This window comes from Mesorhizobium sp. M0909, from assembly GCF_040319515.1.
In the GTDB taxonomy this organism is placed as follows: domain Bacteria; phylum Pseudomonadota; class Alphaproteobacteria; order Rhizobiales; family Rhizobiaceae; genus Mesorhizobium.
Genome location: NZ_JAMYOA010000014.1, coordinates 153,410 through 179,116 on the forward strand (window position 1 = coordinate 153,410; position 25,707 = coordinate 179,116).

Here is a 25,707-nt window from a genome sequence, read left to right on the forward strand (position 1 = left end):
CGCCTGCCAACGGTTTGCTTTCCGGCCGATGACCGGTAGTAGCTCCATAGGACAGGGGATCACGCTTTCTTGCGGCGACGCAGAAGGTGTGAGTTCCAAGCCCTGTCTATTTCAGCAATTGGATTGTGGCCCCTTTACGAGTGCTTCAGAACTTCATTCCAATTTTAGGTTTGCGAGCTAGGCTAGGAGCGTAATGCCGGCGTATGAAAGGCAGATGTCGGGAGGAACCGCGCCACGGCGCGCGCTTTCGCGCGCCCTGCTTTTCGCCTTGCTGTGCTCGGCGGCACTTATTGTCGAGACCGGAAATGCGGCAGCCTTCGAGATTTTCGGCATCAAGCTATGGGGATCGTCGAAGGACGAAGATGCCGACATCGTTGACCCGCTGCGTTATGCCGTGACGATCGAGACGCCCGACGCCGACAAGGATCTCGCCGAGAAGCTCGAAAACGCCTCGGCGCTGAAAGCCGACGAGGAACACCCGGTATCAGGTTCGCTGGGTCTTTTGGCCAAGGCGCGCAGCGACCGTGAGCAACTTGTCGCCGCGCTCTACGCGGACGCCCGCTACGAGGGGGTCGTCACCATCACTATTCAGGGCAAGCCGCTCGACGATCTGCCGCCCGATGCCGAGTTTTCCGGCCCGCAGCCGATTCCGGTGGTGATAAGCATAGCGGCCGGGCCGAAATTCACGCTTGGCAACATCAGACTGAAAGGCGATGCAGCGGGGCTGGCAAGTGCCGATTTCGGTCTGATCGCCGGCGGTGACGCCAGTTCGGGCGCCGTGCTCAAGGCCGAGGCGGCGATCGTGCGGGCACTCAAGCAAGAAGGCAGGCCGCTGGCCAAGGTGACGGGCCGCGAGATCGTCGCCGAGCACACCGGTTCGACGCTCGACGTGACGCTCACCGTCGCGGCCGGCCCGGTCGCCGGCTATGGCGACACCACTGTCGAGGGTACCGAAAAGGTCGACCGCGACTTCACCGAATATATGACCGGTCTGAAGCGTGGCCGCCAGTATTCGCCCGATGAGATCGACGATGCACGCGACCGGCTGCTCGGCCTCGAGGTCTTCAACAGCGTGACGGTGAAGGAAGCCGACGCCCTCGACGCCGAGGGCAATGTCCCGATCGGTGTCCAGGTCAGCGAACGCAAGCCGCGCTATTTCGGCATTGGCGGCAGCTTCTCAAACACCGAAGGGCTGGGCCTCGAAGGCTATTGGGGGCATCGCAATCTGTTTGGCCGCGCCGAAAAGCTGCGCATCGACGGCAAGATCAGCGGCATCGGCAGCAACGACTTGACCCAGCTCAATTACAATGCCGGCGTCATGTTCGAAAAGCCGGGCGTGGTCGGGCCGGCGTCGAAATTCATTGCCAGCGTCAATGCTGTGCTGGAGCACCCCGACGCCTATGACCATTTCTCGGTCAAGGGCAGTACCGGCCTATCCTACGAACTGGACAAGAAGCAGACGGTTTCCGCGCAAGTCGCGCTTGATTATTCGAGGATCCACGACGCTTTCGGCAAGCACACCTATCTGATCGCCAGCATTCCACTGCAATATGTCTACGACAATCGCGACAGCAAGCTCAATCCGACCCGGGGCTTCAGGGTGCTGGCCTATGCCGAGCCGAGCTACGACATTTTGAGCGGGGCTGCCTTCGTCAAGCTGAAGGGCGAGGGGTCGGCCTACCAGTCGCTCGATTCGGCCTCGAAATTCGTTTTCGCCGAACGTGCCGCCATCGGCTCGATCATCGGCGCCAGTCTTCAAGATGTTCCGGCCGACCGCCGCTTCTACTCCGGCGGCGGCGGTTCGGTGCGCGGCTATGCCTATCAAGGCATCGGCCCGAAGGACAGCAACGGAGAGCCGATCGGCGGGCTTTCCTTCTTCGAGACCTCGGTCGAGATGCGCATCGCCGTCACCGACAAGATCGGCGTCGTGCCGTTCGTCGATGCCGGCACGGTGTCGACCAGGCAGGTCCCCGATTTTTCGGACATGAAGGTCGGCGCGGGTGTAGGCTTGCGCTATCTGACGGCGTTCGGGCCGCTGCGCATCGACGCGGCAGTGCCGCTCAACCGCGGCCCCGACGATCCTCATTTCGGCATTTATGCCGGCATCGGCCAGGCATTCTGATGGCAATATTCAGGCGCATCCTTCGTATCCTTTTCTACACGCTGCTCATCGTTGTGGCAGCGGCGGTGGGGGCGCTCGTCGTGCTGACCAAAACCGAGCGCGGCCGCGAAAACCTTGCCGGCATCATCTCGACCATGGCCTCGACCGGTGATCGCAAGGTCACTGTCGTCGGCATCGACGGTATCTGGTCGGGCGCGCTGAGGGTCGATCATGTCGTTCTGGAGGATCGCGAAGGCGCCTGGATGGTGGCGCGCAAGGTGGCCGTCGATTGGTCGCCGCTGGCACTTCTGTCGAAGAGCTTCAGCGCCGATCGCATTGGGGCCGAGCGTATCGAGCTGGCAAGGCTGCCGGTGGCCAATACACAGCCGCGCCAAAGCGGGGCGACCACGCTGCCGGTTTCCATCGACGTCAAGCAGCTCGACCTTCCCGAAATCGCACTCGGGCAGGCTCTGGCCGGCAGCGGTGTTGCCGAGCTCGCAGCCAAGGGAGCGCTCAAGGCGGATGCCTCGCCGTTGGCGATCGAGACCAATCTCAACATCGTTCGCCATGACGGCAAGCAAGGCACGGTCGACGCCAAAGCCCAATTCGCGCCGGCCGACAACAAGCTCGACCTCGACTTGAGGGCATCCGAGCCGGCCGGCGGCATCATCGCCAACCTGCTCAAGCTGCCGGGCGCGCCGCCAGTCGAGATTGTCGTTTCCGGCACCGGACCACTCGCCAACTGGAATGGCATCGGGACCTTTGTCGTCGATCGCCGGATCGTCACTCAACTCACCGGCCGTCATCAACTCACGGACAAGGGTCATTATGTCGAGGCCAACGGTGACGGCGAATTCGAGCGCTTCCTGCCCGAAAATCTGAAGCCGCTGTTTGCCGGCAAGACCAGCTTCGACCTCGCCGGCACAGCGACCGCGGCCGGCGGCGTCGACGTGGAGCGCGCCAATATCGACAGCGATGCCGTGCACGCGACGGCCGCCGGCACTGTCGATCCGAACAGTGCCAGCGATCTTTCCGTTAAGCTCGCCGCAAAGGGGCCGCCGATCGTGCTTAGTCTCGGCAGCGAGGCGCAGCCGATAACCGTGGCGATCAAGGACGCCACGGCCCGCGCTTTCGGCGATGGCAAGGCGCCGACGGTCGATATCGGCGCGTCACTGGTCTCGGTGGTGGCGGGCGGCACGCGGGTGGACGACCTGATCGGGCAAGTGCATTCCGATGGTTTCGACATCCAGAACCGTAGCGGACCTGTCACCATCAAGCTGACGGCGGCCGGCCTGAACACCGACGTTGCGACGTTGGCGCCGCTGATAACGGGCAGGGTCAGCGCCGGTCTCGCCGGCTCCGTCAGCAAGGAACAGATTATCGTCGACCAAGGCACGCTGCGCAGCGACGCGCTCAATGCGTCCGTAACGGCCACCGTGGTGCTGGCCGATCTGTCGATGACGCTCAAGATGAATGCCGACGCGGCTTCGACGGCGCTGCCGCCGCAGATCAGCTCGGTTCTCGGCCAGCGCGTGCAGTTTTCCGCGACCGCGACCCGCGACCCGGACGGTGCGTTTGCCGCCAATGCATTGCAGCTCACCTCTGGCACGCTCAACGCCAGCGGCACCGCCAGCGCGCAGGGCACCGATATCCGAGCCGATATCAAAGGAACGGTCGGCGACGTGTCGGTGCTGTCGCCGCTGGTTGGCGCGAAGGTCGGCGGCGCAGTCGATTTCGCGCTGACCGCAAGCGGTGCGCGCACCGCGCCGGACTTCTCGGTTTCGGCCAGCAGCGACAGCCTGACGGCGTCCGGCCATGCGGTAAAGCAGATCAAGCTGAGCGCGCGCGGCAAGGCCGATATCGCCAGTCCCGCCGCCGATGTCTCGCTGACCGGCTCGGTCGACGACCAGCCGCTCGACCTCAAGGCATCGCTGGTCACAACCGACGGCAAGCGCTCCATCAATGGACTTGCCGTCTCGCTGGCCGACAACAAGGTCTCCGGCGACCTCGGGCTCGACGACAACCTGCTGCCGCTCGGCACGTTGGCCCTCGATGCCGCCGATATTGCCCCGCTGGCCAGACTTGCCGGCCAAATGCTAGCCGGCGACGTGCGTGGCACGATCCGCTTCGCCAACGACAATGGAGCACCGACGGTCGCGATCGATGCGACGAGCACCGCGATTTCGCGCGGCGAACTGGCGGCCAAGACAATCGCCGTCAACGCGCTGGTCGCCAATTATCTCAAAGCCCCGGCGATCGCCGGCAAGGTCAAGGCCGACACGATCACCTCGGGAACCACGGTGATCAGCGGCATCGATGTCGACTTGAAGCGCGACGGCGACTGGACCGGCTTTAGCGGCGCCGCCACGGTCGCCGGCATTCCGGCCAGCGCGGCCGGGCGGGTCAGGATCGCGAACGGCATCACCAGCATCGAGCTTGCCTCGGGCGAGGCAATCATCCGCGGCATCAAGGCAGCGATCGCACAGCCGTCGGCGCTGACAATCGCCAATGGCATCGTGAGCATAGAGAACCTGGCGCTCGGTGTCGGCGGCGGTTCGGTTGCCGTGTCGGGTACGGCTGGCCAGACGCTCGATCTCGCTGCCACCTTGTCGGCGGTGCCGGCAGCGCTTGCCAATGATTTCTCACCGGGTCTCGATGCCGTGGGCGCGCTCAGCGGCACCGCGCAGGTCACGGGATCGTCGGCTGCCCCCGACATCCGTTTTAATGCACGGCTCAGCGGCGCCGAAACCAACCAGACCCGGCGGGCCGGGCTCGGGCCGCTCGATCTCGATGCGGCAGGCCGCTTCTCGTCGGTCAGCGGCCTGGCCATCGAGCAGGCGACGCTTGCCGGCGAGAAAATCTCCGGCAAGGCAGCCGGCACCATCAATCCGAACGGCGCCAGCGATTTCTCGCTCGACCTCGCCTCGACCGGTCCGAGCCTGCCGCTGTCGCTTGGCAGCAAGGCAAGCCCGATCAAGCTCGAGCTGCAGGCGATATCGCTCAAGGCGGCCGGGCAGGGCACGCAGCCGAAGCTCGACATCTCCGCGACGCTGCCATCGGCGGCCACCAATCTAGCTAGGATCGAGGGCATCACGCTGGCGCTGCACTCCGATCGCTTCGACGTGAAAGCCCGGACCGGGCCGATCGCCGGCACCGTGACCGCCGAAAAAATCGGCCTCGACAATCCGACCGTCGCACCGCTGATCGCCGGCCAGGTCACTGCCAAACTCGCCGGCAGCCTTGCCGCCGACGCTGTCATCATCGATAGCGGCACCGTGACCAGCGACGCGTTGAACAGCGGCTTCAACGGGCGGGTCTCGCTGGCCGACGGCGCCATCGATCTAAATCTCAAGGCGGATGCCGCGTCGGCGGCGATGCCGGCGGCGGTACGTGGCGTGCTCGCCGAGCGAACACAACTCAGTGCCGCGCTGAAGCGAGACGCCAACGGCAATGTCACCGCCAACGCCGTCAGGCTGTCGTCCGGTGCGCTGACCGCGGACGGGCAGGCGAGCCTTGCCGACAACAAGCTCAGCGCCGACGTCAAAGGCGCGCTGGACGACGTCTCGCTGGTATCCAAGGACGCCAAAGGCGCCATCTCTTTCGCGCTGAATGCGCAAGGCGCCAGTACCGCGCCGGATCTGTCGCTGACTGTCAACAGCGACAGGCTTTCGGTGGTGGCGCGCGAGATCACTGGCCTGAAGCTCACTGCCACAGGCAAGGCTGATGCCGCCAACCCGGCTGCGAATGTGCAACTCACCGGAAACGTCGCGGGGCAATCGCTGCAGGGCAGCGCCGTGCTGGCGACATCCGACGGCAAACGCGCCATCAACGGGCTTTTGCTGTCGCTGGGCAAGAACCGTATTTCCGGCGACCTGGCGCTTGACGATGCCTTCGTCCCGGTCGGCACGGTGGCACTCGACCTGCCCGATATCGGTCCGCTTGCTGCCCTGGCACTGGAAAAGGCCGATGGCGATGTGCGCGGCACGATCGCCTTCTCCAAGTCGGGCGCCGTGCCGCAGGTCGCCGTCAAGGCGATGACGGGCTCGATCTCGCGCGGCGATGTCTCGGCCAAGGCCGTGACCATCGATGCGCTGATCGCCAACTATCTGGCGGCACCAGTGATCTCGGGAAAAATCCGTGCCGACAGCGTGACCTCCGGCGGCACGGTTATCCGTGGCGTCGACGTCGATCTGAAGCGCGACGGCGAATGGACCGGTTTTTCCGGTGGCGCCACCGTCAAGGATATTCCGCTGAAAGCCGGTGGGCGGGTCAAGGCGGTCAAGGGCACGACGACGGTCGAACTTGCCTCCGGCGAGGCGACCATCCGCGGCATCAAGGCGGCTATCGCCCAGGCCTCGACCATCAACATCGCCAATGGAGTGCCCAGCCTCGACAGGCTGGTGCTCAACCTCGGCGGCGGCACGGCGACGGTCACGGGCAAAGCTGGGCAGGCGCTCGACCTCAACGCGACGCTGGCCCGCGTCCCGATCTCGATAGCCAACAGTTTTTCGCCGGGCCTCGATGCCGCCGGTTCCATCTCGGGCACGGTGAAGGTGACGGGTGCGCCGGCCAATCCGGCCGTTGCCTTCAAGATCGATGCAGCAGGCGTTCAGACGTCGCAGACCCGCGGTGCAGGCTTCGGCGCCATGGGCGTTTCATCCTCAGGTACGTATTCGGGCAACAGACTGACCTTCGACGCCAACATGAGCGATGCCGCCGGCCTCGGTCTCAAGGGCGGCGGCACGATGACGACATCAGGCGCGCCCACGCTTGATCTCAACTTTTCCGGCAAGGTGCCGTTCGCCTTCCTCACCAGGACACTCGCCGCGCAAGGCTTGTCCTTGAGCGGCACGGCCGACGTCGATATACAGGTACGCGGCCCGGCAACGTCGCCGGTGATCTCAGGCACGGTCCGCACGTCAGGCGCCCGCCTGCTCGACGCGCGTTCGGGGCTTGCGATCAACGACATCACTGCCGATGTCGCCGTCGGTGGCGGCGTGGCAAGGATCAATCGACTGACCGGCACGCTGTCGACGCGCGGCAGCCTTTCGGCCAGCGGCACCGTCGGCATCGATCCGGCTAAGGGTTTTCCGGCCGATCTGTCGATCAAGCTCGTCGACGGCCGCTATACCGACGGCAAGGTGGTCACCGCCAATCTTGGCGGCGACCTGACCGTCAAGGGACCACTCACCTCCGCGCCGGTGATTTCCGGTACCGTCAACCTGGCCAAGACCGTCATCACCGTACCCGAAAAACTGCCCGGCTCGCTGGCCGAGCTCAACGTCAAGCACAAGAATGCGCCCGCCGCCGTGCGTGCGCAGGACAAGGCGTTGCGCCCGGCCGCTGCAAGCAGCGGTGGCGGCGGCAGCGGCCTCATTCTCGACGTCACGGTCAATGCGCCGAGCCAGATCTTCATCCAGGGCAGGGGCGTCGACGCCGAATTCGGCGGGTCGCTGCGGCTGACCGGCCCGGCATCGTCACCCCAGGCGGTCGGCACCTTCACCTTGCGGCGCGGGCGGCTGACGATCCTTGCCAAGCGGCTGACCTTCACCGAAGGCACGGTCGGCTTTTCCGGCTCTCTGGTGCCCTACCTCAATCTCACGGCGCAATCGAAGACGACCAGCGCCACCGTGACCATCGTGGTGTCGGGCGAGGCGACCAACCCGAAATTCACCTTCTCCTCGGTACCGGCGCTCCCGGAGGACGAGGTGCTGGCGCAGCTGATCTTCGGCCGTTCGATGTCGAACCTGTCGCCGCTGCAGATCGCTCAGCTTGCCGAGGCTGCCGGACAACTGGCCGGCGTCGGCGGCTCGACCTCCCTGCTGCAGAACCTGCGCAGCGCGATCGGCATCGACGATCTCGACGTGATCACCGACGAAGAGGGCGGCACCGCCGTCTCGGCGGGCAAGTATCTCAACGACCGCACCTACGTGACGATCCAGAAGGGCGACAGGCCGGGCTCGGGCAAGGCAACCGTCGATCTCGACGTTGGGCGCGGCGTCAAGCTGCGTGGCGAGGCAACCGACGCCGGCGAAGCCAAAGGCGGTGTTTTCTACGAACGCGAATATTGAAACCGGGCGCTCGCGCAGAACAACTGGTTGCCCGAAGAACGAGCGGCGCAGCAGCGAATGTCCCGGTTTAATTGCCCGTGGAGATTTCGGACGAAATCCCTGGCGCAGTAGCAAATTTGCGCCAAGACTGTCGCTATCGCGCGAACCGGCCTGCTTTCAAAGTTGCACATTCCTTGGCATGTTCCCAATCCGTGCCGTCTTTGACATCATGGCGCGGATGCGGAATGTTAAAAGGCAGAAAGCCAACAATGGGAGTTAGTCATGACGATCTACAAGAGTAACGGCGACCGCGTTCCCGATCACATCCTGGCCATGGCCGAAGACGCCAAGGCAGGCAAGATGGATCGTCGCGAATTTCTGGCTCTCGCCAGCGTCTTCGGCGCCTCGACGGCGATGGCCTATGGCATGCTTGGCCTTGCAGACCCGACGCCGGCCAAGGCGGAAGAGGTCCAGGGCAAGAAAGGCGGCGTGTTGAAGGTCGCGCAATGGATCAAGGATCCGAAGGATCCGCGCAAGTCCGACTGGTCGGAAATCGCCAATGCCGAGCGCCAGGCGCTCGAGCCGCTGGTCAAATATACCACCGAATACACATTCCGCCCCTATCTGCTGGAGAGCTGGGACGTGAATGACGACGCTACCGAATACACGCTGCATGTGCGCAAAGGCGTCACCTGGAACAACGGCGATCCGTTCACCGCAGACGACGTCATCTTCAACCTCAAGCGTTGGGCCGACAAGAAGGCCGAAGGCAATTCCATGCCGGGTCGCCTCGGTTCGCTGGTCAAGGACGACAAGCTGGATGAGAGCGCGGTGACCAAGGTCGACGACCACACGATCAAGCTGACGCTCAGCAAGCCGGATATCGCGCTCATTCCCAACGTGTGCGACTATCCCGGCCTCATCGTCCACAAGACGTTCGATGAAAAAGGCGGCGACTTCAAGTCCTGCCCGATCGGCACTGGGCCGTTCGAGCTGGTCTCCTACGATGTCGGCCAGAAAGTGGTCTACAAGCGCCGCGAAGACAACAAATGGTGGGATGGTGACGTCTTCCTCGACGGCATCGAGTTCATCGACTACGGCACCGATCCGGCGGCCATGGTCAGCGCCTTCGAAGCAGGCGAGGTGCACACCAACTTCGAGACGTCGGCCGACTATGTGTCGATCCTCGACGGCATGGACCTGGTGAAGTCGGAGATCGTCACCGCCTCGACGATCGTCTGCCGCACCAATGTGACCAACAAGCCTTACGGCGACCAGAAGGTTCGCAACGCCCTGCAGCTCGCGGTCGACAACAATGTCGTCCTCCAGCTCGGCTACGGCAATGCCGGCACGGTTGCCGAAAACCACCATGTCGCCCCGATCCATCCGGAATACTACGAACTGCCGAAGATTGCTCGCGACCCGGCCAAGGCGAAGGCGCTGATGGCGGAAGCCGGCCAGGCCGATTTCGAGCACGAGCTGATCACGGTCGACGAGGACTGGCACAAGAATACAGGCGATGCGATCGCCGCGCAGATGCGCGACGCCGGCATCAAGGTGAAGCGTACGGTGCTGCCGGGTTCGACCTTCTGGAACGACTGGACGAAGTATCCGCTGTCGATGACCAACTGGAACATGCGGCCGCTCGGCGTCCAGGTTCTGGCGATCGGCTATCGCACAGGTGAAGCCTGGAACGAGACGGCCTGGTCGAATCCGGAGTGGGATGCCAAGCTCAATGCTGCGCTCGCAGTCGCCGACGCCGCCAAGCGCAAGGAAATGATGAAGGATATCGAGCAGATCCTGCAGGATTCCGGCATTATCATCCAGCCTTATTGGCGCAAGCTCTACAGCCATTCGGTCAAGGCGGTGCAGAACTACAAGATGCACCCGACCTTCGAGCGCGACTATGGCAAGGTCTGGCTCGAGCAGGCCTGACCGGACGATCCGGAAAGGGGCGTCTCGCCCCTTTCCGTCGCTCTTTGCATGATCCATGGACCGGAAGTCGGCGCAGCAAAAAGTTGCGGACTCTTCGGCCGGGGTCTGCAATAAAAAGGGTATTGCATCTGGGACTGGTCTGAAGGCTTGTTCTGCCGCTGGTGGCAGGGCGGCTTGCAAACCGGTTCCAACCCCCAACCCGACCGGCAGGGGACCGCCATGCTTTCTTTCGTTATCAGGCGTCTCGGCACCATGGCATTGACGATGCTGTGCCTGACGATGATCGTCTTCTTCCTGGTCAATCTCGGGCCCAATCTGAAGAAGCTGGCGATCAGCCAGACCGAAATGCACACATCCGCCGAGCAGCTTGAGGCCTGGCTGGTCAACCATGGCTATCGGCAGAATTTCTTTGTCCGCTACGGCCAATGGCTGGGCATCATGCCAAAGCAGCCGGTGACCGACCCGGCGACCGGCAAGCCCGCACAGCGTTTCTCCTTCTGCAACGATCCGGTCGTGCCGACATTCTCCGGCATCCTGCAAGGCGATTTCGGTTGCTCGACGAAGTTCAAGACGACGGTCGCTTCGAAACTCTTCCCGGCGCTCAGCGCCACCGGCATCCTGATGCTCTGCGTGCTGGCCGTGATGGTGCCGGTCTCGCTTTTGATCGGCATTCTCGCCGGCATGCGCGAGGGCTCACGCACCGACCGTACATTGTCGGTGGCTTCGATCGCCTCGACGGCGACGCCCGAATACGTTTCGGGCGTCATCTTCACCGTGATCTTCGCCTCCTGGCTCGGCGTGCTGAACGGTTCGGCGGCCTCGGCCAGCCAGGGCATCACCTTCTACAATTTCACCTTGCCGGTGATGACGCTGGCGATCTACGGCATCGGCTACATCGCCCGCATGACCCGCGCCTCGATGGTGGAGGTGATGACACAGCAATATATCCGAACCGCTCGGCTGAAGGGCCTCTCGTTCGGCAGCGTGGTGATAAAGCACGCTCTGCGCAACGCGCTGATCGCACCGTTCACAGTCATCATGCTGCAGTTTCCCTGGCTGCTCACCGGTGTCGTTATCGTCGAGGTGATGTTCCGCTACCAGGGTTTCGGCTACACGCTGGTCGAGGCCGCCGGGAACAACGACATCGATCTTCTGCTCGGCTGCTCATTGGTCTCGGTGTTTATCGTCCTGATCACACAGCTCATCTCCGATGTCGGCTACGCGTTCCTCAATCCGCGCATCAGAGTTCAATAGGAGACCGGGCGGATGCAGGTCGAATATCTCAGCGCCCTCAACGTCGTACTCGGCGTGCTTGCCCGCTTCTGGCCGGTCTGGATCGCTCTTGCCCTGGTGATGGGAGCGAGCTTCGGCTACAAGAAGAAACTAGGCCTTTACGGCCAGCTTTTCGACAGCGGCGTCGGCATTGTCGGCGTCGGCATCTGCCTGTTCTGGCTGTTTACGGCGATCTTCGCGTCGACCATCTCGCCCTTCGATCCGCTTGCCCAGGTGCCGATCATGAAGGACGCGCTGCCGGGCGCGATCGAGCCGGCGTCGAAACTTATATACTATTTCGGCGGCGACAAGCTCGCCCGCGACGTGTTCTCCCGCATGGTCTATGGCAGCCAGATCGTGCTGATCATCGCGCCGGCGGCGACCGGTTTTGCGCTGATGGTCGGTATTACGCTCGGCCTGCCGGCCGGCTATTATGGCGGCAGGATCGATACGGTGCTGTCCTTCCTCGCAAACCTTGTGCTGGCCTTCCCGGTGATCTTGCTGTTCTACCTACTGGTGACGCCGGGCATCATGGACACGCCGATCCCCTACGCGATGGCAGGGCTGTTCTTCCTGTTTCCGATCATCTTCTTCAGTGTGCTGTTCTGGACGCGCTACAAGAACCGTCCCGACCGCCTCTATATCCTGCTTGGCCTGACGTTGGTACTTGGCGGCTGGATCTATGCCGGCCTTGTCTTCGATGCCGATCCGTTCAAGATCATCCACATCGATCCCAACCAGCTCAACATCTTCGTGGCGGTGGTGTTCGCCTCCAGCCCGGGCGTGTTCCGCATCGTGCGCGGCCTGGTCATGGACATCAAAACGCGTGACTATGTTGCGGCGGCGCAGACGCGCGGTGAATCGCCCTGGTACATCATGCTGTGGGAGATATTGCCCAATGCGCGCGGGCCGCTGATCGTCGACGCCTGCCTGCGCATCGGCTACACTACGATCCTGCTCGGCACGCTCGGCTATTTCGGGCTGGGACTGGCGCCGGAAAGCCCGGACTGGGGCACGGCGATCAAGGATGCAAGCCGGCTGCTGCGCTCCTTCATCCACCCGGCGCTGCCGCCGACGATCGCGTTGATGTCGTTCGTGCTCGGCCTCAACCTCCTGGCGGATTCGCTGCGCGAACAGTCTATGAAAGATTGATGCCGGGAAAGATTGATGCCGGGAAAGATTGACGGCGGGAAGACCGAGGCCGGGTTCGGCCCGACGTGCCTGAAGAACAAGGATTGGAGCGACCCATGAATGAGGCAGTTCGAAATCCCGCCAAGCCGACCAATGGGCCGACCAATGAGCCGATCATCGAGATCGAGAACCTGTCGATCTCCTTCTTCACCCGTAAGGGCGAGATCCCGGCGGTCATGGATTTTTCGTGCACCGTCATGCCCGGCGAGGCAATGGGCATCGTCGGCGAATCCGGTTGCGGCAAGTCGACCGTGTCGCTCGGCATCATGCGCGACCTCTCCAACATCGGAAAGATCGTCGGCGGAAAGATCAAGTTCCAGGGCAAGGACATGGGAGAACTGTCCGACGAGGAACTGCGCGCCATCCGCGGCAACAAGATCGCGATGATCTACCAGGAGCCGATGGCCAGTCTGAACCCGGCAATGAAGGTCGGCCAGCAGCTGATGGAAGTGCCACTGATCCACGACAAGGTGTCGAAGGACGAAGCTTATAAACGCGCCTTGGAAATGGTGCGCGCGGTGAAGCTGCCGGATCCCGAACGCATGATGCGTTCCTATCCGCACCAGCTTTCGGGCGGCCAGCAGCAGCGCATCGTTATTGCCATGGCGCTGCTGTCGAAGCCGGCGCTGCTCCTGCTCGACGAGCCGACGACAGCGCTCGACGTGACGGTGGAAGCCGGCATCGTCGACCTGGTCAAGGGGCTGGGCGAGAAGTTCGGCACCTCGATGATCTTCGTGTCGCACAATCTCGGGCTGATCCTGGAGACCTGCGACCGCATTACGGTGATGTATTCGGGCGAAGCGGTGGAGACCGGCAAGATCAAGGACGTCTTCGACCGGATGCGCCATCCCTACACGCAAGGCCTGTTCCGCTCGATCCCGCTGCCCGGCGCCGACAAGAATTCGCGGCCGCTGATCTCGATCCCGGGGCAGTTGCCGCTGCCGCACGAGCGGCCGAAGGGCTGCAATTTCGGCCCGCGCTGCCACCATTTCGTCGAGGGCGTCTGCAACGCCGCCGAAATTCCGATGATCGCGGTCGAAGGCCATGACGGGCATTTCTCGCGCTGCGTGCGCTTCAACGAGATCGACTGGGAGGCGCTGCCGCCCGGCGCCAAGAAGGTCAACGAGCGGGTGGTGCCCGGTGCGCCGGTGCTCCAGATCGAAGACCTCAGGAAGTATTACAAGGTCGGCGGCAGCGAAGTGTTCGGCTCGAGCGAGGGCCGCGTCGTCAAGGCCAACGAGACGATCTCGTTCATGGCCCGCGAATCCGAGACCGTCGCTATCGTCGGCGAATCCGGCTGCGGAAAATCGACCCTGGCCAAGGTGCTGCTCGGCCTCGAAACGGCGAGCTCCGGCCGCGTTAAGCTCGGCAACAAGGAGATCCAGTCGACCGGGATCGAGAAGCGCAGCGTCGACACGGTGTCATCGATCCAGATGGTGTTCCAAAATCCGTTCGACACGCTCAATCCGAGCCATTCGGTCGGTTCGCAGATCATCCGTACGCTGGAAAAGTTCAATGTCGGCAACACGGTGGCCGACCGCCGCAAGCGGATGCTGGAATTGCTCGACCTGGTGAAGCTGCCAAGGGCGTTCGAGTCGCGCAAGCCGCGCCAGCTTTCAGGCGGTCAGAAACAGCGCATCGGCGTGGCGCGGGCTTTTGCAGGCGACGCCAAGGTGGTGGTGGCCGACGAGCCGGTCTCGGCATTGGATGTGTCAGTGCAAGCGGCGGTGACCGAGCTGCTGATGGATATCCAGCGCAAGAACAAGACGACGATGCTGTTCATCAGCCACGATCTGTCGGTGGTGCGCTACATCGCCGACCGCGTCGTCGTCATGTATCTCGGCTATATCGTCGAGCAAGGCACGACCGACCAGATCTTTTCGCCGCCCTATCACCCCTACACGGAGGCGCTGCTGTCGGCGATCCCGATCACCGACACCAGCGTGGTGAAGAGGCACATCGTGCTTGAAGGCGACATTCCGTCGGCGATGAACCCGCCCTCGGGCTGTCCGTTCCAGACGCGCTGCGGCTATAAGAAGCTGGTGCCTGACAATCTTTGCGAAACCAAGGTGCCGCCGGTCAAACATCTCGGCGACGGCCATATGAGCCTGTGCTGGTTGGCCGACGACGTGCTGGCGAAAATGGAGCCGGTGATCAAATTCGACAAGGAGCACGCGGCGAATGAGGGCGTGCCGGACGATGCGCCGCACGGTACTGGTCCGGGCTTTGCCGGCGATCCGCCCAAGCGTCCACACGGCAAGACCGGCAGCGCGGAAGCCGATGCCGAGGGCCAGGCAGCGGAGAATGGAGAAGCGGTCGCCAAAGCCCGCCGTCACGAGGTCCGCGACGAGGTTTCAGAGACCGGCGGCATCTCAAGCTCTGACGACAGCGCGGTGGCACCAATCATGCCGCCGACTGTCGGCGACGGCCGCCAGGCCGAGGACGCCACGCGCAAGCCGCGCAAACCCAAGGGCGGCTGAGAGCCGTTGGTAGGCTAGCGCGCGCATTGCCGTAGCTGCGCGGCGTAGTCCTGCGCCATCTGTTCGGTGGCGTGCGCATAGCGCTGCACGTCGGCGTCGCCGCGACTGCCGCGCTTGTAGGCATTCCAGCCGAGATAGTAGGCGAGATACAGATTGTATGTGTCGTTGCGGGCGACGCCGAGCGTGTCGGCGGTCTTGGAATGATACCAGCCGACAAAATCGACGGCATCGGCAAACCTGGTGCGGCGCGCTGCCCAGCTGCCGGTCTCGTTCTGGTATTGCGCCCAGGTCCCGTCGAGCGCCTGCGAGAAGCCGGTGGCGCTAGAGATATGTTTCCAGGGAATGAAGCCCAGCAGCTTGGTGCGCGGCGGCCTGGCATTGCTCTTGAAGCCGGACTCCTTGCGCACCGTCGCCATCAGCACGGGGACCGGCACACCGTACTTCTGCTCGGTGCGTTGTGCCGCCGCCTGCCAATTGTCGAACCAGCCGTCATTCTGGTCGAAAACGGCGCACACATCGTTGATGTGGTTCGGCGGCGTCGCGCAGGCCGAAAGCGTCAGCGGCACGGCAATCGCTACAATTTTACCAAAACTCGACCTACGCATTGGAAGAGCATTAGGCCGAAAACATAAAAGGAATCTTGCTGTCTTCCTTAACGGCTCATCGGCCGCTTTGCCAACACTGAGCGGGTATAAACATTCCGACGTTTGCTGTCGCTTTTACCGACGTGAAATTCCCACAATGGCGCCTTGGCTAAAATCACGCCCGCAGGTGGCGGATTCTTGACAGCCCGATGCTCATGCCGGCGCTTTGATGCGCCGCATGAGCGAACCAAGACGCAAGCGCGGCGCCGAGCGAACCAGCAACAGGGGACCGACCGCCATCCCACAACTGCCGCACAGGCGGGTGACAAACCCTTATCCGCCGATGGCGATGCTCTCGGCCGACCAGATCGAGGCGATACATGAAGCCTCTATGCATATTTTGGAGAATTTCGGCATCGAGGTGATGAGCCAGCGGGCCCTGTGGCTATTCGAGAAGGCCGGGGCCAAGGTCGATCATGCCTCGATGAACGTCCGCATCGATCGTGGCATGATCGACAAAGCGCTGAAGACGACACAGTCCAGCTATACGCTTACGCCGCGCAATCCCGCCCATGCCGTCCACCTCGGCGGCAATACCATCAACTTCACGCTTGTCGCCGGGCCGCCGAATGTGCACGACATGGAGCGCGGCCGCCGTGCCGGCAATTTGCGCGATTATTCCGATCTCGTCCGTCTGGCGCAGCATTTCAACTGCATCCACATGCTCGGCAACCAGGTCTGCGCGCCGGTGGAGCTGCCGGCGAATTCCCGTCACCTCGACACCTATTTCGCCAATCTGACACTGACCGACAAAAGCTTTCACGTCTCGGCCATCGGCCGCGGCAGGGCGCTCGACGGCATCGAAATGATGGCAATCGCGCGCGGACTGACGGTTGACGAGATGCGGGACGATCCCGGCGTCACCACGATCATTTCGGTCAACTCGCCGCGCCGCTTGGACGAGATGATGGCCGAGGGACTGATGACCATGGCCGAATTCGGCCAGTCGGTGGCGGTGACGCCGTTCACGCTGATGGGAGCGATGAGCCCGGTGACGCTTGCCGGGGCGCTCGCCCAGCAGAATGCCGAGGCGCTGTTCGGGGTGGTGCTGACGCAGCTCGTCCGCCCCGGCGCGCCGGTGATGTATGGCGCCTTCACCTCCAATGTCGACATGAAGTCGGGTGCACCGGCCTTCGGTACGCCTGAAAACACCAAGGCGAATATAGCGTCCGGACAGTTGGCGCGGCGCTACAAGTTGCCTTACCGCACGACGCCGGGCTCGGCTTCCAATGCCGCCGACGCGCAAGGCGCCTATGAGACGCTGATGGCGCTGTGGGGCGCGGTGCTCGGCCACGGCAACCTCATTTACCACGCCGCCGGCTGGCAGGAGGGCGGGCTGACTGCGTCGTTCGAAAAGTTCATCATCGACGTCGAGATGATCCAGCACATGATGGAGTTTTTGCGCCCAATCGAAGTCAACGAGGCCGAGCTCGCCGTCGAAGCTCTGGGTGCGGTGCCGACCGGCGGCCACTTCTTCGGCGAGCCGCACACGTTGGAACGCTACGCCACGGCCTTCTACCAGCCTATGCTGTCCAACTGGCAGAATTTCGAGGCTTGGCAGGAAGCTGGTGGGCTAGACGCCACGGCGCGAGCGACAAGGCTGTGGAAGAAGGCGCTGGAGGACTATGTCGAGCCGGTGATGGAAATCTCCAGGCGCGAGGCGCTGGACGCGTACCTGGTCAAGCGCAAGGAAGCGATCGGGGCGGGCGAGCCCTAAGCGCCACTGTTCTCGGATTTCTTCTCCTTCAGAATCATAAAACCCATCCAACTCTTTGAAATAACGAGAATCCTATGAAATCACATGCAAAGGTCGTGGTTGTCGGCGGTGGCGTTGTCGGGTGCTCCGTGCTGTTCCATCTCGCCCGCCATGGCTGGACCGACGTCGTTCTATTGGAGCGCGACGAGCTGACCTCCGGCTCGACCTGGCACGCGGCCGGCGGAATGCACACGATCAATGGCGATCCCAACGTCGCCAAACTGCAGAAATACACGATCTCGCTCTACAAGGAGATCGAGGAACTGTCGGGGCAGGCGACCGGCGTGCATTTGACTGGCGGCGTCTTGCTGGCCGCGACGGAGGCGCGGCTCGACTGGTTGCGCGGCGTCGTCGCCAAGGGCCGCTATCTCGGCATCGAGCTCGAGGAGATATCGCCTGATGAGGCTGCCGAGCTGATGCCGTTGCTCGACCCCAAGCAGTTCGTCGGCGCGGTCCGCAACAAGGAGGACGGTCATCTCGATCCGTCGGGCGTGACCCACGCCTATGCCAAGGCCGCGCGCAAGCTCGGTGCCGAGGTCGAGCGTTTCACCAAGGTCGAGGACATCGTGCGGCGCGCCGACGGGCTGTGGCGCGTCATTACCAACAAGGGCGAGGTGGTGACCGAGCATGTGGTCAACGCGGGCGGCCTGTGGGCGCGCGAGGTCGGCCGCATGGTCGGGCTGGAGCTGCCGGTGCTGGCGATGGAGCACATGTACCTGATCACCGAGGACATGCCGGAAGTCGCCGCCTGGAACCAGAAGACCGGTACGGAGATCATCCATGCAGTCGATTTCGACGGCGAGCTGTATCTGCGCCAGGAGCGCGGCGGCATGCTCATGGGCACTTACGAAAAGGCCAACAAGCCATGGTCCGAGTTCCAGACGCCATGGAATTTCGGCCACGAACTGCTCGAACCCGACATCGACCGCATCGCACCGTCGCTGGAGGTCGGCTTCCGGCATTTCCCGGCGTTCCAGAACACCGGCATCAAGCAGATCATCAACGGACCCTTCACCTTCGCGCCGGACGGCAATCCGCTGGTCGGGCCGGTGCGCGGCCTGCCGGGGTTCTGGGTGGCCTGTGGTGTCATGGCGGGGTTCTCGCAGGGCGGCGGCGTCGGGCTGGCGCTGTCGAACTGGATGATCGAAGGCGATCCCGGCGCGGATATCTGGGCGATGGACGTTTCGCGCTACGGCGACTGGGCCACAATGGCCTACACCAACGCCAAGGTGCGCGAAAACTATTCGCGGCGGTTTTCGATCCGCTTCCCAAACGAGGAATTACCGGCCGGCCGGCCCCTCAAGACGACACCGGTCTACGATCTGTTGTCGGCGAAGGGCTCGCAATGGGGCGTCGCCTTCGGGCTGGAGGTGCCGCTGTGGTATGCGCCCGAAGGCGTCAAGGACGAATTCTCCTGGCGCCGCTCGACTGATTTCGAGCATGTCGCGAAAGAAGTGGAGACGGTTCGGCAACGCGTTGGTCTGTCGGAAATCTCGTCATTCGCCAAATACAAAGTAACCGGCGAGGGCGCTGCAGCCTGGCTCGACCGCTTGCTGGCCTGCAAGCTGCCAAGGCCCAGACGCATGACGCTAGCGCCGATGCTGAAGGAAGACGGCAGGCTGATCGGTGATTTCACGCTGGCCAATCTCGGCGGTCCAAATTGTGCAAGTAAGGATTGGTTCCTGGCCGGCAGCGGTGTCGCCGAGCAGTACCACATGCGCTGGTTCGAAGCGCATCTGCCGAAGGACGGCTCTGTCAGCATCGAGGCGCTGGGAGCAAAACTCACCGGCTTATCGATCGCCGGGCCGAGCGCGCGGAAGCTTCTTGAAAAGGTCACACGATCTGACGTGTCGAATACGGCCTTTCCATTCACGGCCATCAGCAGGATGGATATCGGCATGGCGCCGTGCCTGGTCGGGCGCGTCAGCTACACCGGCGACCTCGGCTACGAAATCTGGGTGGCGCCGGAATATCAGCGTGCTGCCTATCAGGCGCTGATGGCGGCGGGCGAGGAATTCAGCATCGGCCTGTTCGGCTCGCGCGCCCTCAATGCGCTGCGGCTCGAGAAGAATTACGGCTCATGGGCGCGCGAATACCGGCCGATCTATGGGCCGCTGGAGGCCGGCCTCGACCGCTTCGTCGCCTACGGCAAGCAGGCCGATTTCATCGGCAAGCAGGCGGCGCTTGCCGAGCGCAAGCAAGGCGGCAGACTGCGGCTGCGGGCCTTTGTCGTCGATGCTGCCGATGCCGACGTCATCGGCGACGAGCCAATTTGGTATGGCGGTGCCGTGCGCGGCTGGGTCACGTCGGGTGGCTACGCGCATCATTCAAAAAAGTCCGTCGCCATCGGCTATGTGCCGAAAGAGATTGCCGACGAAGCCTACGGTTTCGAGATTGAGCTTCTGGGCAAACGCCACGCCGCGCGCATGCAGCCGACCCCACTGTTCGACGCGAATTTCGAACGGATGAGAGGGTGAGGAACCGGTTCGCACAGCGAATTCGCCGTGCCGGTGGCACGGCGAAAGGTTCCGAACGCCGGGGAGCTGCCGGAGGCAGCGGGCCCACGGCCGGGAGACGGTCAATTACGAAACCCGGCGGTTGTCCAGCGCCAGGGCGCCGGCGCCGGCGAACACCAGATAGAGGAAGATGAAGCAGAACGATATTGCCGCATCGCCGCCGTTGTTGACCGGGAAGAAGTCGCGCGGCATGTGCGCCATGAAATAGGCGATCGCCATCTCGCCGCTGAGAAGGAATGCCACCGGCCTGGTGAAAAGCCCCAATACCAGCAGGATGCCGCCGGCGAATTCCAGGATGGCCGCAGTCAGCGACAGCCCGCTCAGGGTGCCGGCATGGTCGCCGACAGGGAAATTGAAAAGTTTCTGAGTGCCGTGCTCGATGAACTGCAGCGCTGTCATGATGCGCAAGGCGGCAAGAGCGAACGGTTGATATCCGGCCAGGCCTTCGAAAAGCTTCATCTACGACTCCATTTTCACCTCGCCCGGCCATAGGTCATGGCCAAAGGCCGGACCATTCACATGATCCGGCCTGCCATCAACTGTCGGTGAGAGAGTCGTGAGGAGTGCTGCAGCCTTGGGGCCGCACGAAGGCGGCCCCGCAATTGGCGCGGCCTGTTACCGCGTCGGTGCCATTAGCGCGAAATGGGCGCCTTGCGGGTCCGTGCACTGCACGATCCAGCTGCCGCCGGGAACCTCCATCGGACCCATGAGGATCTTGCCGCCATTGTCGGTGACACGCTTGGCTGCCGCGTCGATGCCGGGCACGTTGAAATAGAACTGCCAGGCCGGCGCCGGGATCTGCTCGGGCTTGTTCATTATGCCGCCAACGGGCTCGCCGCCGAAGGCGAAGAGCTGGTAGACGCCCATCGGACCCATATCCATGGCGTCGCCCTTCTCCCAGCCGAACTGGCTGGAATAGAAATCGAACGCCGCCTTCCAGTCTGACGTGTAGAGCTCATGCCAGCCGATGTTGCCGGGTGTCGACGATGGCAGCGGCGGCTGGTCGGGGCCGCTGGGCTGCAGGAAGTTGAATATCGCGCCTTGCGGGTCGGCAACGACGGCGAAGCGGCCGACGCCAGGAATGTCGTCGGGCTCGCGGTGAACCACGCCACCAGCCTTCTTGAGGGACGCCGTTGCGGCATCGACGTCCCTGGTGAGGATATAGCCGATCCAGGCCGGTGGCATGCCCATCTTGCGCGCGTCCTCGGGCAGCGTCATCAGCCCGCCGACGCCGCGCTCGCCGACATTCATGACGATATAGCGCGGCATGCCCGAGGCCCCTTCGAAAGGCTGCCCCCTCCAGCCCACCACTGAGGTGTAGAACGCCTCGGCGGCGTCGAGATCGGTGGTCATCAGCTCGTACCAGAAGAAGGGCATCGGGGACTGTGGCATTGTCGTGCTCCTTGCGGTTTGTACATCGATCATGCGCGATCCATTCTAGGACGATCTTCGCGACGAAAATCAGACAGCGGCCAAAAAAAGTTATGGCGCACAGCCCGTGACCTGCGCGCTTTGTGTTTGGATTGTCCCACAGCGGAGGATCTTCGGTCTATACTCCCGGCTGGAACGCCGGCGGCCTATATCGCTCGTGGCGGCTTAGCCGGCGAGACGTGCATCCGCATGGTTGTTATGCGTTTCTTCCTCGTTCGCGGGGGATGGCATCAAGTGCTCAAGCTTATGCAAGCGCCTAGCGCCGACGAAGCGGCATTTCGGCCTTTCGACAGAGCCATCAGGCAGCTCGAAATATGAGTTTGATTATCATGTTTGTTGAACCGTTCCAGCGGCTTGCGCCGAAAATTGACCAATTGATAAAAAAATAAAACGTGCTAGCCTTCCCCAAAACAAGAACATGGGGAACTGACGATGCCAGAAGGCCAGTTCAAGCAAGGCATTGCCGGCGGGCGACTTTCGCCGGAACAATATGCCGACAATTTTTCCGATCTGCATCCGCCGCTCGATCATCACGAGGCGTTGGTCGAATCCGACCGCTGCTATTTCTGCTACGACGCGCCGTGCATGAATGCGTGCCCGACCTCGATCGACATCCCGCTGTTCATCCGCCAGATCGCGACCGGCAATCCGATCGGCTCGGCCAAGACGATCTTCGACCAGAATATTTTGGGCGGCATGTGCGCCCGCGTCTGCCCGACCGAGACGCTGTGCGAAGAGGTCTGCGTGCGCGAGGTGGCAGAAGGCAAGCCGGTGCAGATTGGTCGCCTTCAGCGCTACGCCACCGATGTCGCGATGGCCGAAAACAAGCAGTTCTACAAACGCTCCGAACCGACCGGCAAGACGGTCGCCGTGGTCGGCGCCGGACCGGCCGGGCTTGCGGCCGCGCATCGGCTTGCCCGTCATGGCCACGACGTGACCATCCTGGAAGCCCGCCCGAAGCCCGGCGGCCTCAATGAGTACGGTATCGCGGCCTATAAGAGCGTCGACAATTTCGCTCAGGCCGAAGTCGACTATGTCACGTCGATCGGCGGCATCGACATCCAGAACGGCAAGGCGCTCGGCCGCGATTACCAGCTGTCGGACCTGATCAGGAATTACGATGCGGTGTTCCTTGGCATGGGGCTTGCCGGCGTCAATGCCTTGCGAGCGGACGGCGAGGAGGCGCAAGGCGTCACCAATGCCGTCGAGTTCATTGCCGAGCTGCGTCAGGCCAGTGATCTGGCCAGCCTGCCGGTCGGACGGCGTGTTGTTGTCATCGGCGGCGGCATGACGGCGATCGACGCGGCGGTGCAATCGAAGCTGCTCGGTGCCGAAGAGGTGACGATCTGCTATCGGCGCGGCCCGGAGCACATGAATGCCTCCGAATTCGAACAGGATCTGGCTGCCGCCAACGGCGTCATCATCCGGCACTGGTTGCAGCCGAAGCGGGTCATTGCCGACGCCGGCAAGGTGTCGGCGATCGAGCTCGAATACACCGCGATGGACGGCGACCGGCTCGTCGGCACCGGCGAGCGGCTGACGCTCGTCGCCGATCAGGTGTTCAAGGCGATCGGCCAGAGCTTTGTCCCGGCTGCGCTCAACGGCAGCGGAGCCTTGCTTGCCCTGGAAGCCGGCCGCATCAAGGTCGACGCGGAAGGGCGCACCTCGCTGGCCAATGTCTGGGCTGGCGGCGACTGCATTTTCGGCGGCGACGACCTGACTGTTTCAGCCGTCGCGCAAGGCCGCGATGCGGCGGAGAGCATTCATCGGGCACTGACCTCGAACGGGAGGGCATGAGCATGGCAGACATCCGCAACAATTTCGTCGGCATCAAGTCGCCGAACCCGTTCTGGCTGGCCTCGGCGCCGCCGACCGACAAGGCTTACAACGTCATCCGCGCCTTCAAGGCGGGCTGGGGAGGCGTGGTGTGGAAGACGCTCGGGGAAGAGGGCCCACCGGTGGTCAACGTCAACGGGCCACGCTATGGCGCGATCTGGGGCGCCGACCGTCGTCTGCTCGGCCTCAATAACATCGAGCTGATCACCGATCGCGACCTGCAGGTCAATCTGCGCGAGATCAAGCAGGTCAAGATGGACTGGCCCGACCGGGCAATAGTCGTCTCGCTGATGGTGCCGTGCGAGGAGCATGCCTGGAAGGCGATCCTGCCGGTGGTCGAGGAGACCGGCGCCGACGGCATCGAACTCAATTTCGGCTGCCCGCATGGCATGTCGGAACGCGGCATGGGTGCGGCGGTCGGTCAGGTGCCGGAATACATCGAAATGGTGGTGCGCTGGTGCAAGGCCAACACCCGCATGCCTGTCATCACCAAGCTGACGCCCAACATCACCGACATACGCAAGCCGGCACGCGCTGCCCTTGCCGGCGGCACCGACGCGGTGTCGCTGATCAACACCATCAACTCGATCACCGGCGTCAGTCTCGATAGTTTCGCGCCGGAGCCGACGATCGACGGCAAGGGTTCGCATGGCGGCTATTGCGGCCCGGCGGTGAAGCCGATCGCCATGAACATGGTGGCCGAGATCGCGCGCGATCCGGAAACGAAGGGCCTGCCGATCTCCGGCATCGGCGGCATCACCACCTGGCGTGACGCCGCCGAATTCATGGCGCTCGGCGCCGGCAATGTGCAGGTGTGCACGGCGGCGATGACCTATGGCTTCAAGATCGTGCAGGAGATGATCGCCGGCTTGGAAAACTGGATGGACGAGAAGGGCCATGCCTCGCTGGACGACTTCGTCGGCCGCGCCACCCCCAACGTCACCGACTGGCAGTATCTCAACCTCAACTACGTCGCCAAGGCGCATATCGACCAGGACGCCTGCATCAAATGCGGCCGCTGCCACATCGCCTGCGAGGACACCTCGCACCAGGCGATCACCAGCATGGTCGACGGCGTCAGGCATTTCGAGGTGATCGAGGCCGAATGTGTCGGCTGCAATCTCTGTGTCAATGTCTGTCCGGTCGAGAATTGCATCACCATGGAGCCGCTGGCGGCCGGCGTGATCGACCAGCGCACCGGCAGGCCGGTGTCGCCGATCTATGCCAACTGGACGACGCATCCGAACAATCCGATGGCCAAGGTGGCGGCGGAGTAGCGAACAGCGCGTTGTGGGAAAGCGGCACCTGCGGGCGCCGCTTTTTTCAAATAGATATTGCGGATGCCTCTTATCCAGGATAACATGTATCCATGAATAGGAGAGCGAAATGAAGCTGGGCGAGGGCGTCGAAGCGGCCATCCACTGCGCCGCCATGCTAGCCGGCATGGAAGGCGCGGCGACTATGCCGGGTGCTGCCATGGCGGAAGCGTTCGGGCTGTCGCCGAGCTATCTGCTTAAGCATCTCAACATGCTGACAACGTCGGGCATTCTGGAATCGGTGCCGGGGCCATACGGCGGCTACCGGCTGGCGCGGCCGGCGGAACGCATAACGCTGCTCGATATCGTGCTGGCCGTCGAGGGGCGCGAACCGGCCTTCCGCTGCGCCGAAATCCGCCAGCGCGGCCCAGCGAAGCTCGATGCCTCGGTCTATGTCAAACCTTGCGGCATCAACGTAGCCATGCTGAAGGCCGAGCGCGCCTATCGCGCCGCGCTCGCCGACGCCCGGCTGTCCGACATCGTTGCAGAATACACGGCCGATGCCGATCCCCGTTCGATCGCCGCGAACTGCGCCTTCGTCGAGCGCCATCAGCGGCCGCAGAAATCAAGTTCAACCAAGCAAGCATGAAAGGCTACAGACGATGAAACAGAGGCTGCAATTTTTCGGCGCGGCGCCGGAGATCATGAAGGCGGTGTCGGCGCTCAACAAGGCAGTCGACGAATGCGGGCTCGAAAAAAGCCTGTTGCATCTGATCAAGCTCAGGGCGTCGCAGATCAATGGCTGCTCGTATTGCGTCGAGATGCATAGCCGCGAAGCGCGCCGCGACGGCGAAAGCGAGCAGCGGCTCTATCTGGTCTCCGCCTGGAAGGAATCGCCGCTGTTTTCCGAGCGCGAACGCGCTGCCTTCGCCTGGACCGACGCGCTGACCAGGATCGCCGACAACGATATTTCGGACGAACTCTATGCAAGGACGCTCGAGCATTTCTCGGAAGAGGAGCTGGTCAAGCTGTCGGTTGCGCTCGGCATGATCAACACCTGGAACCGGCTTTGCGTTCCGTTCCATGCAATCCATCCGATGCCGGCGGTCATGGCCGCTTGAGAACCAGGCGCCCCGGCGAGGGGCCGCGCGCCCAATTTCAAAGGGCCCCTCAAAAGTTTGGAACGATAAATAAGATTAACTAATAAGCCCACCACAACACCTATTCGGCCCCAATTAT

Annotated in this window: 15 protein-coding genes; 12 read left to right on the forward strand and 3 right to left on the reverse strand. The window is 63.0% G+C overall.

The window, feature by feature from the left end; genetic code table 11:
* Nucleotides 1–193 precede the first annotated feature (193 nt).
* The 6 genes from NKH83_RS21735 to NKH83_RS21760 all read left to right on the forward strand — a co-directional run bounded on the left by NKH83_RS21735 (nucleotide 194) and on the right by NKH83_RS21760 (nucleotide 15,029).
* A complete protein-coding gene (locus tag NKH83_RS21735) occupies nucleotides 194–2,122 on the forward strand; it encodes an autotransporter assembly complex protein TamA (RefSeq protein WP_352475429.1) in 1,929 nt (642 codons plus the stop codon).
* A complete protein-coding gene (locus NKH83_RS21740) occupies nucleotides 2,122–8,172 on the forward strand; it encodes a translocation/assembly module TamB domain-containing protein (RefSeq protein WP_352807337.1) in 6,051 nt (2,016 codons plus the stop codon). Before NKH83_RS21735 ends, NKH83_RS21740 begins: the two co-directional genes overlap by 1 nt.
* 261 nt (nucleotides 8,173–8,433) lie before the next feature.
* Nucleotides 8,434–10,086: an ABC transporter substrate-binding protein gene (locus NKH83_RS21745; RefSeq protein WP_352475427.1), complete on the forward strand. Its 1,653-nt coding sequence runs from the start codon at nucleotides 8,434–8,436 to the stop codon at nucleotides 10,084–10,086.
* Nucleotides 10,087–10,305: 219 nt separating this feature from the next.
* Nucleotides 10,306–11,340, forward strand: a complete 1,035-nt coding sequence (locus tag NKH83_RS21750; RefSeq protein ID WP_352475426.1) for an ABC transporter permease — start codon at nucleotides 10,306–10,308, stop codon at nucleotides 11,338–11,340.
* A 12-nt stretch (nucleotides 11,341–11,352) separates the two neighbouring features.
* Nucleotides 11,353–12,510: an ABC transporter permease gene (locus tag NKH83_RS21755; protein ID WP_352475425.1), complete on the forward strand. Its 1,158-nt coding sequence runs from the start codon at nucleotides 11,353–11,355 to the stop codon at nucleotides 12,508–12,510.
* 95 nt (nucleotides 12,511–12,605) lie between these two features.
* On the forward strand, nucleotides 12,606–15,029 hold the full coding sequence (locus NKH83_RS21760) for a dipeptide ABC transporter ATP-binding protein (protein WP_352807341.1): 2,424 nt from the start codon (nucleotides 12,606–12,608) through the stop codon (nucleotides 15,027–15,029).
* A gap of 14 nt (nucleotides 15,030–15,043) precedes the next feature.
* On the opposite strand, the gene NKH83_RS21765 is transcribed toward NKH83_RS21760, so the two are convergent.
* A complete protein-coding gene (locus NKH83_RS21765; protein WP_352475423.1) occupies nucleotides 15,044–15,634 on the reverse strand; it encodes a transglycosylase SLT domain-containing protein in 591 nt (196 codons plus the stop codon).
* Between the two features lie 217 nt (nucleotides 15,635–15,851).
* Between NKH83_RS21765 and NKH83_RS21770 the strand changes: the two genes are divergently transcribed.
* The gene (locus tag NKH83_RS21770; RefSeq protein ID WP_352475422.1) at nucleotides 15,852–17,390 is read left to right on the forward strand and encodes a trimethylamine methyltransferase family protein; all 1,539 of its coding nucleotides are present in this window, start codon (nucleotides 15,852–15,854) and stop codon (nucleotides 17,388–17,390) included.
* A 74-nt stretch (nucleotides 17,391–17,464) separates the two neighbouring features.
* Nucleotides 17,465–19,906, forward strand: coding sequence for a GcvT family protein (locus NKH83_RS21775; protein ID WP_352807346.1), 2,442 nt, complete (start codon nucleotides 17,465–17,467; stop codon nucleotides 19,904–19,906).
* 105 nt (nucleotides 19,907–20,011) lie between these two features.
* Here the strand turns inward: NKH83_RS21775 and NKH83_RS21780 are convergent, their stop codons facing one another.
* Complete coding sequence (locus tag NKH83_RS21780) at nucleotides 20,012–20,404, reverse strand: DoxX family protein (RefSeq protein ID WP_352703416.1); 393 nt, start codon at nucleotides 20,402–20,404, stop codon at nucleotides 20,012–20,014.
* 156 nt (nucleotides 20,405–20,560) lie between these two features.
* On the reverse strand, nucleotides 20,561–21,337 hold the full coding sequence (locus NKH83_RS21785; RefSeq protein ID WP_352807350.1) for a VOC family protein: 777 nt from the start codon (nucleotides 21,335–21,337) through the stop codon (nucleotides 20,561–20,563).
* 471 nt (nucleotides 21,338–21,808) lie between these two features.
* Between NKH83_RS21785 and NKH83_RS21790 the strand changes: the two genes are divergently transcribed.
* From NKH83_RS21790 to NKH83_RS21805, 4 genes are all read left to right on the forward strand, one after another.
* A complete protein-coding gene (locus NKH83_RS21790; protein WP_352740676.1) occupies nucleotides 21,809–23,173 on the forward strand; it encodes an NAD(P)-dependent oxidoreductase in 1,365 nt (454 codons plus the stop codon).
* Nucleotides 23,174–23,175: 2 nt separating this feature from the next.
* Nucleotides 23,176–24,489 carry an NAD-dependent dihydropyrimidine dehydrogenase subunit PreA gene (preA, locus tag NKH83_RS21795; protein WP_352807353.1) on the forward strand — a complete coding sequence of 438 codons (1,314 nt, stop codon included), beginning with the start codon at nucleotides 23,176–23,178 and terminating at the stop codon, nucleotides 24,487–24,489.
* A gap of 109 nt (nucleotides 24,490–24,598) precedes the next feature.
* Complete coding sequence (locus NKH83_RS21800; RefSeq protein ID WP_352644794.1) at nucleotides 24,599–25,117, forward strand: RrF2 family transcriptional regulator; 519 nt, start codon at nucleotides 24,599–24,601, stop codon at nucleotides 25,115–25,117.
* A 13-nt stretch (nucleotides 25,118–25,130) separates the two neighbouring features.
* Nucleotides 25,131–25,589 (forward strand): carboxymuconolactone decarboxylase family protein, encoded by a 459-nt coding sequence (locus tag NKH83_RS21805; protein WP_352475416.1) that lies wholly within the window; start codon nucleotides 25,131–25,133, stop codon nucleotides 25,587–25,589.
* The last annotated feature ends 118 nt before the right edge of the window (nucleotides 25,590–25,707 follow it).